Raw genomic sequence first — 13,696 nt, 5'->3', positions numbered from 1 at the left:
CGACCTGGCCGGATGACCTGCGCCTGGCGGCGCAAGCAGGCGAGGCCCCGCGCGCACGTGCCGGCCAGCGCGCGTCAAAGACGGACGCCTTTCACGCGCCGCAGACGCCAGGCAACCGCCACGCCCGCCAGACCCGCGGCCGCGACGACGAACGAGGCGGGCGTCCAGCCAAAGCGGTCGATCGCACCGCCCACGGCCACCGGTCCAATCACCTGCCCCAGGTTGCTGCCCTGCATGACCAGTCCCACGGATGCGGCGGTCAGCGCCGGACGCGGGGCGACCAGCGGCGCGGTGCCCAGCAGCGTGGCCGGGATCAGTCCGCCCACGGCCGAGAACAGCACGCACAGCAGAAAGGTGGTCATGGCGGGCAGCGCCGATCCGAAGATCAGGAGCGCCACGGCCGCCATCACCGAACTGGCCAGCGCGATCAATGTGGACCGGCGCCATCCGCGAGCCAGCAGCACGCCTGCGCCCAGGTTGCCCACCACATTGGCCGCGCTGGCGATGGCGCTGTACAGGCCGGCTTTGGCAAGCGTCAGCCCCAATTGCTCCATCAGCAGCACCGGCAGGAATGTGAACAGCGCGAAGAACATCAGGCTGTAGAGCGTGAAGGACAGTGCCAGCAGCACCGGGCCGGCCGCGCCCATGGTGTCGGCGGTGTCCTGGCGCAGCCCCTGCCAGGACAGGCTGGCACCCCGGGGCGTGGGCGGCGCGAGCACGGCGATGCTGACCAGCGCCACGCCGGCGGCAATGCCCGCGCACCACCAATAGGCATGCCAATCGTCAAACGCCTGCGAGGCAAGCATGGCAATCGCCATCCCGGCCGGCATGTAGCAGCTCCAGAGCGCGAAGGCGAAGTCGCGCCTGCCGCCCGCGAAGATGCGCTGCAACGCCGCGGGGCCGGCTACCGTGACGAGCAGGAAACCCAGTCCCTCGACGATCCGCGACCCGAGCAGCAGGCCGTACGTCGGCGCCAGGGCACCGGCCGCGGTGCCGGCGGCCGTGGCCGCCAGGCCCAGTATCAGCATGCGCCGCGCGCCAAAACGTGCAATCACGCCGCCCGCGGCGATGCCGCCCACCATGCCCAGCACCGAGAACACCGCCGTCAATGTGCCGATGGAGGCCAGATCCAGTCCCATGTCCTTGCGCAGGAGCGGCGCGGCAATGATGACCTTACCCACCTGCAACGCCGCCACGACGCCCGCGCCGACGATGGCCAGCACCGCGCCCCAACGTTGTCCCGCTGCGCGGCTGTCTGCCGCCACCCCATCAACCTTGTCCATCCTGCCCTCGTTTTTGCCGGAATTCCGGCATCATGCCGCGCAAACCCGATCCCGCGAAGTGATAACCTTTTGACGTTTTTGATCGAAGAAATAGATCAATATGATTGATGCCCTGACCCTGGACCAACTGCGCGTATTCGCCGCCGTGGCGGACACGGGCAGCTTTCGTGCGGCCGCGCGGCGCCTGTCCCGGGTGCAATCCGCCGTCAGCCACGCCATCGCCAACATGGAAGCGCAACTGGGCGTGCCGCTATTCGATCGCGCCGGCCATCGTCCCGTCATGACGCCGCAGGGGCAGGCCCTGCTTGCCAACGCGCGCGACATCCTCTTGCGGGTCGATGCGATGCGCGCCCGCGCCCAGGGGCTCGGCGAAGGCGTGGAACTGGAACTGTCGCTGGTCATCGATACGCTCTTTCCCATCGAACAGGCGGGCGCGGCGCTCAACCGGATGCGCGCCGCCTATCCCTCGGTGTCGCTGCGCGTGTCGGTGCTGCCGCTGGGCGGCCCGGTAGAGGCGCTGCTGGCCGGCACGCACACGCTGGGCATTCTGGCCGGCGAACATTTCAGGCATCCGCGCATCGCCGTGCAGGCATTGGGCGCCGTACAGATGGTGGCCGTCGTCGGCGCCTCGCACCCCTTGGCGCAGAACGCGCGCGCCGGGCAGGCGCTTGCGGCGGCGGATCTGGCGGATCACTTGCAGATCGTGCAATCCGATCCGTCGCCCCTGTCCGAAGGACGCGACTTCGCCGTCCTGTCGCCGCAGACATGCCGCGTCAGCGGACAGGACACCAAGCATGCGCTGATCCTGTCCGGACTCGGCTGGGGCCGCCTGCCGCTTTGGCAGGTGGCCCGCGATCTGGCCGCAGGCCGTCTGCTGCGCGTGCCCGCCGCCAGCCTGGGCCGCGACAGCCAGATCGCCATGGAAACCTACCTTGCGCACCGCATCGACCGGCCGCTGGGGCCGGCCGCGCGCGCGCTGGCGGCGGCGCTGCAAGCCGGCGCTCAACCCTGAGCCTTGGGAGGTTGGGCGTAGCTCACGCCCATGCCTGCACGCACGTCGTTCTGAATGCCATACGGCGCAATGGGATAGCGCAGGCCGTTGGCCGACAACGCCTTCATACCTTCTATGGCAATGGGCAGATAGCGCGGCGGCAGGGCCATGAGCATTTCTTCATCGGGCACCCCGCCATATCTGCGCTCGGCAAAACAGGGCAGCGACAGGCTGGGTTCGCCCGTGGCGAGCGCCCTGCCCCAGGAATCCGCACAGGCTGTCTCGCCCACGACGCTCCAGTCAAAGCGCCGGTAGTTTTTCCATTGCAGGCCGTTGATCAGGATGATCATCTGGCCCGGCGTGGCATACACCAGACAGATGTCGGGCGGGTCCAGGCGTCCGGATGCCAGCGGCGACACCACCATCGCCCGGTACTTGCCGGCCGGCACACAGGACAGGGCCTCCTGGCGCGCCCGAGCGTCCGCTTCGGTCGCGTGCCAGACGCCCACGTATTCCTTGCCCTGCTTCCATGCCTCGTCCTGCGGGCCCAGCCCGATGACGGCGCGGCATTGCGCGCCGACCAGATCGTCCCCCGTGATGCCCACCGTCCAGCCCAGCCGCGCGGCCATGCCCACGATCTGGTCCGTGGTGTGGGTGGCCTGGGGCCGGCGCAGGCCTTTCACGCCTGCCATGTCCGCCTCGTGCTCGTACAGCTTCATGCCGATGACCATGGTCTTCAGGCGCAGCAGCCGGTTCAGGTCGTCGACCAGCGCCGCCCAATCGAGCGGGGGTTCCTGTCTTGTCTCTTCCATGTTCGTCCTTGGGACTGTTGTACGCGGTCTGGCCGGCCGTCCGCCGGGGCTGCCGCACGCGGCTAAGACTACAACGCGTCAGGCGAACCCGTCGATGCCCCGCATCAGCGCCGCCGCCATCCGGGGTTGGCGCAATTGGTCCAGCCACCAGCGCAGCGCGCGTCCATCGTGATCGCTGCGCCACGCCAGGTACAGCAGGTTCGGTTCGCGCGGGGTTTCCGTGGCCATTTCCACGAGTTCGCCTCGCGCCAGGAGCGATGCCGCGCGGTGCCGCGGCACCCAGCCCACCCCCAGTCCGGCGCGCTGCGCCAGGATCTTGGCCCGCATGCTGGGCACCGCCAGCGTGGCCTGCCCGCCCACCCCGCCGTAGCCGCGAGCCGCCGCGCCGCGCGCCGTGTCGGCGACGACGACGGCACGATGCTGCTGGATCTGGTCCTGGCGCAGCGGCGCCTTGGCGCGCGCAAGCGGATGGCGCGGCGACACGGCGAACAGCCACTCCATTTCGCCCAGCGCCGCCCACTGCAGGTTCGGCATGGTTTGCGGTTCGTTGGTGGCACCCACGATCAGGTCCGCGCGGCCCTCGCGCAGCGCCTCCCACGTGCCGCCCAGCACCTCGTGCGTGAACCGCAGCCGCACGCCCGAGTCCAGCTTGTCGAATGCCTGGATGAGCGGCGCCATGAGCTCGAATTCCAGGATTTCGTCGCTGACGATGCGCAGCCGGTCCTCCCATCCGCTGGCGACCTGCCGCACCCGCTGCGTCAGCCGGCTGACGTCCTGGGCCAGCCGCCCGGCTTCGTCGGCCAGCAACTGCCCCGCGGGCGTGAGTTGCATCCGGTAGCCCCGGCGGTCGAACAACAGGGCGTCAAAGCGCTCCTCAAGCTGGCGGGCGGCGTGCGACACCGACGACGGGGCCTTGCCCAGCTTCGCGGCTGCCCGGGACAGGCTGCCGCTGTCGCGGATGGCTTCCAGCAGCGCCAGTTCATTCGGGCTCAACATGTGCGATTCCTTCGAACGTGTTTATGCGCCAGATCGTACGACAAAGCACCGGGCAAGGCGCAACATGGCTACACCTCATCCCCACTTCCCAAGGAATCCATCATGAACCGTTTTGAACAAAAGACCGTCCTGGTCACCGGCGGCACCAGCGGCATCGGCCTTGCGGCCGCCCAAGCCTTTGCCGCCGAAGGCGCCCGCGTCATCGTCACCGGCCGCGACGCCGCCGCCCTGGAAAAGACCCGCGCCGCTTTGGGCGCAAACGCGCTGGCCATCCAGAACACGGCCGGCGCGCCCGGCGCGGCTGCCGCGTTGGCGGGCGCCCTGGCATCGGCAGGCGTGCGCCTGGATGCGGTCTTCGTTAACGCGGGCATCGCCAAGTTCGCGACGCTGACCGACGCCACGGAAGATCTCTGGGATCAGACGTTCAATACCAACGTCAAGGGCGTCTACTTCCAGCTCCAGGCGCTGGACCCCTTGCTCAACACGGGCGCGTCGATCGTGCTAAACGGGTCCATCAACGCCCACATCGGCATGCCGGCATCGTCGATCTACGCCGCCAGCAAGGCCGCGCTGATCTCCCTGGCCAAGACGCTGTCGGCCGAATGGCTGCCGCGCGGCATCCGGGTCAACGTCGTCAGCCCCGGGCCGGTCGCCACCCCCATCTACAACAAGCTGGGGCTGGATCCCGCCACGCTGGAAAAGACCGCCGCCAGCATCCAGGCGCAGGTGCCGCTGGGCCGCTTCGGCACGCCGCAGGAGATCGCTGCGACCGTGCTGCACCTGGCCGCGCGCGAGTCGGCCTTCATCGTGGGCACGGAGATCATCGCGGACGGCGGCATGAGCCAGCTGTAAGCCAGACGGCCGGGGCGATGGCCGCGTGGTGCCAGGGGCCGCGAGACGGACGTTTATGTCCTTCTGCGTCTAGACACAGAATCTCTGGCCTATCATTCTGACCCTTTGAAATTATTACGGCAGACCCCCATGACCGACATCACCACGCCCTTCGACGTCCAGGCCTTCATCGCCCAAAGCATGGCAGGCATGCAGGCCGCCACCACGGCGCATTGCGCGACCTGGCATCTGGATGAGGCCGAGCAGTGGTCGGTGGACATGGACAGTGGGCTGATCGTATTCCAGCTTCCGGGTGGCGTCGTTGCCACCGCGCCGGTGCAGATCGTGGGCACGTCCAACAGCAAGGATGGCAGTTTTCTGTGGGGCTGGGACCACCCGTCCGTGCCCGCCGAGCTGGCCGAGCACGCGCAACTGGCGCTGGCCTTCGGGCGCGCGCATGGGCTGCAAGCCTACACCACGCGCAAGGTCGATTGCGACGACTCCCTGGCCTGGGAGTTCGCCGCCGTCGCAATGCGTCTGGGCGAAGCCTCCGGCACGTATCGCGCGCAGGCATCGGATACCGCGCAGGTGTGGATGACGTTCGGCCAGGTGTCGCTGTCGGCGGCGTCCGGGCAGTAAAAATCAAGGTGTCAGACACCGTATCGCCCCCTACCGGTACAGCACCGTCGGCAGCCACATGCCGATTCCCGGGAACATGTACAACAGGAAGATGGCGACGACCTGGATTCCCATGAACGGCATCATGCCCAGGAAGATCTGGTTCAGCGTCACGTGCGGCGGTGACACGCCCTTCAGGTAGAAGGCCGACATGGCCACCGGTGGCGACAGGAACGCGGTCTGCAGGTTCAACGCCACGAGCAGGCCGAAGAACAGCGGGTCGATGCCGAACGTATTGAGCAGCGGCACGAAGATCGGCATGAAGATCACGATGATCTCGGTCCATTCCAGCGGCCAGCCGAGCAGGAAGATGATGATCTGCGCCAGCAGCAGGAACTGGATCGGCGTCAATCCCAGGGACAACACCCATTCCTCGATGATGCGCTGTCCGCCCAAAAGGGCGAACGCCGCCGAGAAGATGGACGATCCCACAAACAGCCAGCAGACCATGGCGCTGGTCTTGGCCGTCAGGAACACCGATTCGCGCAGCACCGGCAGGTTCAACCGGCGATAGGCCAACGCCAGCAAGGCCCCGCCCATCGCGCCCATCGCGGCGGCCTCGCTGGGGGTGGCCAGGCCGAAGCCGATCGACCCCAGCACGGCCGCGATCATGACCGCCAGCGGGAAGAACGAGCCCATCAGCATCTTGAAGATTTCCAGCCGAGCCCACGTCAGCGCGGCGTAGAACACCGCCAGAATCACCGCGCATATGCCCGCAAAGATCCAGAAGCCCGTGGGCGCAGCGATCCGGGGTTCGGCCTCGGCGGCCGCGCCGGATTGCGCGGGTGCTGCGGCGCCGGCTGGCGGTTGGGCGGCGGGCGTGCCGGGCGGCTCGCTCAGGCCGGACGCCGCGGGCGCGCTGCCAGGGGGTTCGGCCAGCTCGTTGGAAGGCGGTTCGGCCAGGTCGTTCGAGGGCGGCTCGGCCAGCCCATCGACGGGCGGCTCGCTCAGCCCCGAGCCGGAATCGAAGTCGCTGGAGCCCAGGCGCAATTCAGCGGGAATCTCGTAGACCTCGGGCGGCTTGGTCAGTGCGTGGTGCACCACCGCCAGCATCAGCACGGTGACGACCAGCGGCGTCAACGCCATGGCCATGTTGCGCGTCAGGTACCCGAACGACACCGCGCTGTTGCGCCGGCCCTTGAACATCGCGGCCAGCATGCCGGACACGGCGCGCGTGTAAGGCCCGGCCGCCAGCGCCGCCGTCCCGGGCGGCAGCGGCACGCCGCGTTCGTTCTCAGGCAGCGGCGGCGCCATGTCGGGCCGCAGCTTGGCCACGATGATGACGTAGACCATGTACAGGATGGCCAGCATGATGCCGGGAAACAGCGCGCCCGCATACAGCTGCACCACCGACACGCCCGTGGTCGCGCCGTACACGATCAGCATCACCGACGGCGGCAGCAGGATGCCCAGGCACCCGCCCGCCGTGATGGAACCGGCCGTCAGGCGCACGCTGTAGCCGGCCTTGAGCATCGCCGGCATCGCCAGCAGCCCCATCAGCGTGACCACCGCCCCGACAATCCCCGTGGCCGTCGCGAAGATGGCGCAGGTGGCAAGCGTTGCGACCGCCAGCGCGCCCGGCAGCCGCGCCAGCGCCAGGTGCATCGACCGGAAGAGCTTTTCAATGAGGTTGGCGCGCTCGACCAGATAGCCCATGAACACGAAGAGCGGGATCGAGATCAGCGAGTCGTTGGTCATGGTGGCGTACGTGCGCTGCACCATCAGATCCAGCGTCTGGCCCAGGGACCGCCCCGGGTCCGAACTCTGCATGTAGTACGCCAGGAACGTGAACAGCACGCCCATGCCCATCAACGTGAACGCGGTCGGAAATCCCAGCATGATCGCCACCACGATCAGGGCCAGCATCAGCAGCCCGATATGACCGGTGGTGAGGTTGTCCCACGGCGTGAGGAACGCGATCATCAGGAGCACCAGCGCGATGCACGACAGGCCAAACCACAAAGCCTTGTGGACTTTCATCGCTTCGACTCCCCGGGTGTGACGTAACGATCGAGCTGGGCGATGTCTTCGTCCTTCACGTGCACCATCTCCTTGAGCTTGTCGACGTCCACTTCCTCGACGTCCTCTTCGCGCGACGGCCAGTCGCCTTGCTTCAGGCACAGGATGCAGCGCATGACCTCGGCCACGCCCTGCAGCAGCAGGACCGCGCCGGCGGCGGGAATGAAGGCCTTGAAGGGATAGATGGGCGGCCCGTTGGCCATCAGCGACGAATGTTCGCGGATGGCGATGGAATAGCCGGCGTAATACCAGCCGGCCCACACCAGGGCGATCACGCCGGGAAAGAAGAAGACGATGAACAGCAGCAGGTCCAGGCCGGCCTGCACGCGGGGCGGCAGAAAGCCATACAGGATGTCGCCGCGCACATGCCCGTTCTTGGCCAGCGTGTAGGCGCCCGCCATCATGAACAGGATGCCGTAATACATCATCTGCAGGTCGAAGGCCCAGGCGCTGGGCTGGTTCAGGATGTAGCGTGCGGCAACTTCCCAGCACACGTGCAGCGTCAGCACCACGATCAGCCAGGCAAACGTCTTGCCCACCAGGGTGGAGATGCTGTCTATGAAACGTACGATTCGGATCATCGAAGGTCCTGGAGTCGGGCCCGCTAACGCAACGGCTATCCTGCCGCTGACGCGCACGGACCCTGGACACGCATGGCGAGGCGCCGCGCGCCGGCACGGCGGCGCGCGTTGCCTGCGTGAAACCGCGTCAGGCTGGCTTGGTGCTACGCGAGAAGTAGTGGTTGTAAGCCATGCGGTAATTGACCGTGGTGTCGCCGTGCCAGCGCCCCACCCGCTCGGCGAACGCGCGCTGCGAATCCAGGACCTTCTTGAAGAGCGGGTTCTCGGCCGACCGCTTGGCGATCATCTCGTCCCAGATCTTGAGCTGCTGCTGCAGGATCGCGTCCGGCGTCTTGTAGAACTTGACGTTGTGATCCTTCTGCAGCTTGATGTAGTCCTGCGAGTAGCGGTTCGCCGCCTTCCAGGACATGTCCGCGCTGGAGGCCTGCGCGGCATAGCTCAGGATGTGCTTCAGGTGTTCCGGCAAGGCGTCGTACTTTGCCTTGTTGAACAGCACCTCGAACTGTTCGGCGCTTTGGTGAAAGCTCTGCAGCATGCAGATCTTGGACACGTCCTGAAAACCCAGCGCCAAGTCCGACGAGGCATTGTTGAATTCCGCCCCATCCAGCAGCCCCCGGTCCAGCGCCGGCACGATTTCACCGCCCGGCAGCGCGTTCACGGCCGCGCCCATCGCCGTGTACATGTCGATGGCCAGGCCCACGGTGCGGAACTTCACGCCCTTGACGTCCTCGACCTTCGTGACAGGCCGCTTGAACCATCCGAACGGCTGGGTCGGCATCGGTCCGTACATCAGCGACTGCACGTTCACGCCCATGGCCTTCTGAATCTCGACCAACAGCTCCTTGCCGCCGCCGTATTCGTGCCACGCCAGCAGCATGTTGGCATCCATCCCGAACGACGGACCCGACCCCCACAGCGCCACGGCCGTGTTCTTGCCGTACCAGTACGCCACCACGCCGTGGCCGCCGTCCAGCGTGCCCGCCGAAACCGCGTCCAGCAGATCGAACGCCTTGACCACGGCGCCCGCGGGCAGCACTTCGATCTTCAACTGGCCGCCGGCCATCTCGTTGACCTTGTTGGCGTAGTCGCGGGCGAATTCGTGGAAGATGTCGGTCGCGGGCCAGGTGCTCTGGAACCGGAAGGAAATGGGTGCGTTCTGCGCCTTGGTGATGGCGGGAAATCCTAGCGCCACAGCGCCGGCGGCGGCGGCGCCGGAGATGAACTTGCGGCGGCGGGGCTTTGTAACGTGTTGCATGGCTTGTTGTCTCCTGGGGTGGACTACATGGACCAGCGTGTAGTTACTACGGCTGCAAGGGTGCGGCGCGAACGGCCTGCGATGGGCTTTCGTCTGCCGTCTGATGCGTCTGATGCGCAACTTTGGAGTGATTAAACCTTCCTGACAAACGGCTGACAATCAGCTTTTAGTCAGGAATAACCCTAGAAGACGGACTAGGCCGTAATAGCGAAAGGCCAGCAAACCGCGTGTTGCGGCGTGCTGGCCTTGTTGCTGACCAGGCGCGGGCCCGTGCGAGGCCCGCAGCGTGATGACGGTGCGCTACACCGCCGACACCGACCCCGCCTCACCGCCGCCATCGAGCAGCGGCGGGGCCGTCACGATCGACGTCAGCGCCGGTTCCGCCGGGCGCAGCGCGGCCAGGTCGGGGCGCGGACGACGCAGCGCGTCCGTGCCCGCGAAGGCCTGCTCCATTGCCTGCGCCGCGGCCAGCACCTGAAGGTCGCCACGGAAGCGGCCCACGATCTGCAGGCCGAACGGCATGCCGTTCGCATCGCGCCCGCAAGGCAAGGTAAGCGCCGGGTGCGTGGTCAGCGTGACGACATAGGTCAGTGCCAGCCAGCGGTAATAGTTCTGCTGGGCGACGCCGTTGATCTTGTCCGCGTACAACTGCGTCCACGGGAAGGGCGACACGGGCGTCGTGGGCGAAAGGATGAGGTCGTAATCGTCGTAAGCGCGTTGAAAACGCTTGATCAGGCGTGTCTGCTCGGCCTGCGCCCATGCGCAGTCCTTCAAGCTCATCGCCGCGCCCATCTCGAAGTTGGCGCGGGTGTTGGGGCCCAGGCTGGACGGATCCTTCTCGTACGCGTCGCGCATGCCGGCGACGAAGGCCTCGGCACGCAGCACGTCAAAGCATCGATGGGCCTCACCGACATCCAGGTCGATCGGATCGCAGGCCGCGAACAGATGACGCATGGCCGCGATCTTTTCGCGGAAGGTGGCGCGGATGCCGTCGTCCACGTCGCACGCGCCGAAGTCTTCCGTGTAGGCCACACGCAGCGAGCCGAGGTCGGCGATGCCGGGGTTCAAAAATTGCAGCGGGTCCAGCGGATAGCTGAGCGGATCGCCAGCGTGCGGGCCGGCGGAGGCCGCCATCTGCAGGCAGGCGTCAGCCACGGTGCGGCCCATCGGTCCCACCACCGAGATCGGCGTCCAGCCCAGCGGTTTGCGCACGCTGGGCACGATGCCCGGGGATGGCCGGAATCCGACCACGCCGCACTTGGACGCGGGAATGCGCAGCGAGCCGCCCGTGTCCGAGCCCGTGCAGACCGGCAGCATGTCGCTGGCCAGGGCGGCGGCCGAACCGCCCGACGAACCGCCCGCATTCAGGTTGGGATTGAAGGGGTTGCCGGTAGCGCCCCACACCGTGTTGCGCGAGTTGGCGCCCGCGCCCATCTCGGGCACGTTGGTCTTGGCGGCGACGATGGCCCCGGCGCGGCGCAGGCGCGCGACCAGTTCGATGTCCTCGTCCGGCACGTGGCCGCGATACAGAGGCGAACCGTAGGTGGTCAGCACGCCGGCCGTGGGCTCCAGATCCTTCACCCCCATCGGCAAACCGTGCAGGAGGCCCAACGGCTCGCCCGCCATCACCGCGCGCTCGGCCGCGCGGGCCTCCGCCCTCGCCCGCTCAAAGGCGGTGGCGGTGACGGCATTGATGTACGGGTTCACGGCCTGGATGCGCGCGATGCACGCTTCCAGCAGTTCCACCGGCGAAAGCTGGCGGGCGCCGATCATGCGCCGCAATTCAACGGCGGTCAGCGATACCAGGGAGTCGTCCAAAGCCATCGTCGTCTTCCTTCAGTCGATCTTGATGTTGGCCCGTTGCGCGACTTCGCGCATGATGGGCAGTTCCTTCTGGATCAGCGCCTCGCCTTCCGCGGCGCTGGCGAAGGCGGCCTCAAAGCCTTGCGCCTCCAGGCTCTTGACCACTTCGGGCGATTCCACCGTGGCCTTGAGCGCCTGCTCCAGACGCGTCTTCACGTCGGCGGGCAATCCGCGCGGCGCGGCGACCATCAGCCACGTGTCCATCGCGACCGAGGGATAGCCTTGTTCGGCGAACGTGGGCACGTCGGGCAGGAAGGCCGAACGCTTGGGACTGGACACCGCCAGCACGCGGACCTTGCCCTGTTTGCTTTGCGGCAACGCTGCAGCCACGGTGTCGACCGAGAAAGGAATCTGGCCGCCGATCAAGTCGGTCATCGCGGGCGCGCTGCCCTTGTACGGCACGTGCGTCATTTTCAGATTGGCGGCGGAGATGAACGCCTCGCCCACGAAATGCGCGGTCGTGCCCGTGCCGAACGAGCCGTACGGCGGCTGGTCATGCGCGGGATTCTTCACGTACGCGACGAACTCCTTCAGGTCCTTGACCGGCACCTTGGGGTTGGCCAGGAGGGCCAGGCCGGTGCGGCCGACGATGCCGATGGGCTCGAAACTCTTGACCGGGTCATACGGCAGGTTGGCCTGGATGGCCGGATTGACCGTGAAGGTCGTGCCCGAGCTCACCAGCAGCGTATAGCCGTCGGGCGCGGCCTTGGCCACGTAGCTGGCGCCGATCACCGTGCCCGCGCCGGCGCGGTTTTCCACCACGACCGTGCGTCCCAGTTCCTGTCCCAGCTTCTGGGCCACCACGCGGCCTAGCACGTCCGTGGCGCCCCCCGGCGGAAACGGGACGATCATCGTGAGCGGACGCGAGGGGTAGGCGTCCTGGGCCACGGCGGGCGCGGCCGCGCCGAGGGTGCTGGCAAAAGCGAGACTGACTGCAAGAAACGAGGTTTTCATGGCGGTGCTCGATGGTAGGTGGTGGAGATGCGGCGCGTCTGCCGGCGCCTAGTTGCCGGCCGTGAGCGAACGCCCACGGCTCAGGAATCGGTCATATTCTTCGTCGGGCACGAACAGCCCGCCCGTCGTCCAGGCAAGATGCGTGGCCTGCGGCAGGTGCGCCTGCAGGCCCTGCGCCCGCAGCCACGCCCGGCCGGCATCGGTGCCGCACAGATGGCGGGGGCCGCTGAACCCCGCGGCGGCGGACGGTTCGATGCGCAGGCCTTCGCTGTCCTTCAGGCGCGCCAGGTCCGCGTACAAGGTGTCGTCTTCCACGGTGTAGACCCCGCGCAATTGCGCGCCCACGGCCGCGTAGGCCAGTTCGGAGGCCGTCGGCACCGCCAGGCCGTCGGCCTCGGTCACGTTGGTCAGACCCACGTCGTACACCGACGCGGACGCCGGCGCGCCCGGCAGTTCGCCGCGGCCCGCCATCATTCGCACCAAAAAGCACGGCGACTGCACCGGCTCGGCAAAGAAGCAATGCACGTGGGGGCCGAAAAGCTGCGTCAGGCCGAACGCGATGCCGCCCGGCGCCCCGCCCACGCCGCAAGGCAGGTAGACAAAGAGCGGATGCTCGGCATCCACCCGCACGCCGGCTTCGCCCAATTGCAAGCGCAGGTGCAGCGCGGCGGCGGCGTAGCCCATGAACAGGGACGCCGACCGCTCGTCGTCCACGAAATAACCGAACGGATCCACTTCGACCTGCGCCCGGCCCGCGGCCACGGCCTTTTCGTAGTCGCCCGCGTGCTCGACGACCTCGACCCCGCGCGCGCGCAGCCGCGCCTTTTTCCATTCCTTCGCGTCGGCCGACATATGCACCGCCGAACGGAAACCCAGCGCCGACGCGATCACGCCGATCGACAAGCCCAGGTTGCCCGTGGACCCCACGGCGACCTGATAACGGCCGAACACGGCGCGGGCCTCGGGGCCGGCCAGCTTGCGGTAGTCGTCGCCTTGGCGCAGTACACCCTCACGCATGGCCAAGGATTCGGCAAATTCCAGCACCTCGTGGATCCCGCCCCGCGCCTTGATCGACCCGGCCACCGGCAGCGCGTGGTCTGCCTTGATCCACAACCGGCCCGCGTCCTGCGGCAGGCCCATGGCCGCCTGCATGGCGGCGGCGGGCAACAGCGGCGACTCGATCACGCCGCCCGTTGCGGCCAGCTCGGGAAACAATTCCGCCAAGAGCGGCGCAAACCGCGCAAAGCGCTCTTGCGCGGACAGCACCTGGTCCATCAGGAAGTGCGCGCCCGGCCCAGCAGCCGCACGCGTTTCAGGGCCGGTCCACAGCACCGGCTTTGCTTGACGGAGCGAATCCAGAACGGGGGATTTGGAGGGAGCGTCGGATTGAAACATGGCTGTGCTAGCGAATGAGAGCGCAAGGAATGCCCACA

General features: G+C 67.5%; 12 protein-coding genes. 3 read left to right on the top strand and 9 right to left on the bottom strand.

Going from position 1 to position 13,696, the window contains the following annotated elements; all coding sequences use genetic code 11:
• Positions 1-74 precede the first annotated feature (74 nt).
• Positions 75-1,283 (bottom strand): CynX/NimT family MFS transporter, encoded by a 1,209-nt coding sequence (locus tag ASD87_RS05680; RefSeq protein WP_056318270.1) that lies wholly within the window; start codon positions 1,281-1,283, stop codon positions 75-77.
• A 100-nt stretch (positions 1,284-1,383) separates the two neighbouring features.
• Between ASD87_RS05680 and ASD87_RS05675 the strand changes: the two genes are divergently transcribed.
• Positions 1,384-2,295: a LysR family transcriptional regulator gene (locus ASD87_RS05675; RefSeq protein ID WP_056318267.1), complete on the top strand. Its 912-nt coding sequence runs from the start codon at positions 1,384-1,386 to the stop codon at positions 2,293-2,295.
• On the opposite strand, the gene ASD87_RS05670 is transcribed toward ASD87_RS05675, so the two are convergent.
• Positions 2,286-3,086: a DUF169 domain-containing protein gene (locus ASD87_RS05670; protein WP_056318262.1), complete on the bottom strand. Its 801-nt coding sequence runs from the start codon at positions 3,084-3,086 to the stop codon at positions 2,286-2,288. The genes ASD87_RS05675 and ASD87_RS05670 overlap by 10 nt on opposite strands.
• A 78-nt stretch (positions 3,087-3,164) precedes the next feature.
• Entirely contained in the window at positions 3,165-4,082 is a 918-nt protein-coding gene (locus ASD87_RS05665) for a LysR substrate-binding domain-containing protein (RefSeq protein ID WP_056318259.1), read from the bottom strand.
• 102 nt (positions 4,083-4,184) lie between these two features.
• Between ASD87_RS05665 and ASD87_RS05660 the strand changes: the two genes are divergently transcribed.
• Both ASD87_RS05660 and ASD87_RS05655 read left to right on the top strand, forming a co-directional pair.
• Entirely contained in the window at positions 4,185-4,934 is a 750-nt protein-coding gene (locus ASD87_RS05660; RefSeq protein WP_056318256.1) for an SDR family oxidoreductase, read from the top strand.
• A gap of 129 nt (positions 4,935-5,063) precedes the next feature.
• Positions 5,064-5,552 (top strand): DUF6882 domain-containing protein, encoded by a 489-nt coding sequence (locus tag ASD87_RS05655; protein WP_056318255.1) that lies wholly within the window; start codon positions 5,064-5,066, stop codon positions 5,550-5,552.
• A gap of 30 nt (positions 5,553-5,582) precedes the next feature.
• Here the strand turns inward: ASD87_RS05655 and ASD87_RS05650 are convergent, their stop codons facing one another.
• The 6 genes from ASD87_RS05650 to ASD87_RS05625 form a co-directional block, all read right to left on the bottom strand.
• Entirely contained in the window at positions 5,583-7,571 is a 1,989-nt protein-coding gene (locus ASD87_RS05650) for a TRAP transporter large permease subunit (RefSeq protein WP_056318254.1), read from the bottom strand.
• Positions 7,568-8,191 carry a TRAP transporter small permease subunit gene (locus tag ASD87_RS05645; RefSeq protein ID WP_056318251.1) on the bottom strand — a complete coding sequence of 208 codons (624 nt, stop codon included), beginning with the start codon at positions 8,189-8,191 and terminating at the stop codon, positions 7,568-7,570. Before ASD87_RS05645 ends, ASD87_RS05650 begins: the two co-directional genes overlap by 4 nt.
• A 127-nt stretch (positions 8,192-8,318) precedes the next feature.
• On the bottom strand, positions 8,319-9,446 hold the full coding sequence (locus ASD87_RS05640; RefSeq protein ID WP_056318248.1) for a TRAP transporter substrate-binding protein: 1,128 nt from the start codon (positions 9,444-9,446) through the stop codon (positions 8,319-8,321).
• A 300-nt stretch (positions 9,447-9,746) separates the two neighbouring features.
• Positions 9,747-11,270: an amidase gene (locus ASD87_RS05635; protein ID WP_056318247.1), complete on the bottom strand. Its 1,524-nt coding sequence runs from the start codon at positions 11,268-11,270 to the stop codon at positions 9,747-9,749.
• Between the two features lie 12 nt (positions 11,271-11,282).
• The gene (locus ASD87_RS05630) at positions 11,283-12,263 is read right to left on the bottom strand and encodes a tripartite tricarboxylate transporter substrate binding protein (RefSeq protein WP_056318244.1); all 981 of its coding nucleotides are present in this window, start codon (positions 12,261-12,263) and stop codon (positions 11,283-11,285) included.
• A gap of 48 nt (positions 12,264-12,311) precedes the next feature.
• The gene (locus ASD87_RS05625) at positions 12,312-13,658 is read right to left on the bottom strand and encodes a D-serine ammonia-lyase (RefSeq protein WP_056318241.1); all 1,347 of its coding nucleotides are present in this window, start codon (positions 13,656-13,658) and stop codon (positions 12,312-12,314) included.
• Positions 13,659-13,696 lie beyond the last annotated feature (38 nt).

Source organism: Achromobacter sp. Root170, assembly GCF_001428165.1.
Lineage (GTDB): Bacteria > Pseudomonadota > Gammaproteobacteria > Burkholderiales > Burkholderiaceae_B > Achromobacter > Achromobacter mucicolens.
This window is presented reverse-complemented; position numbering and strand designations above follow the sequence as displayed.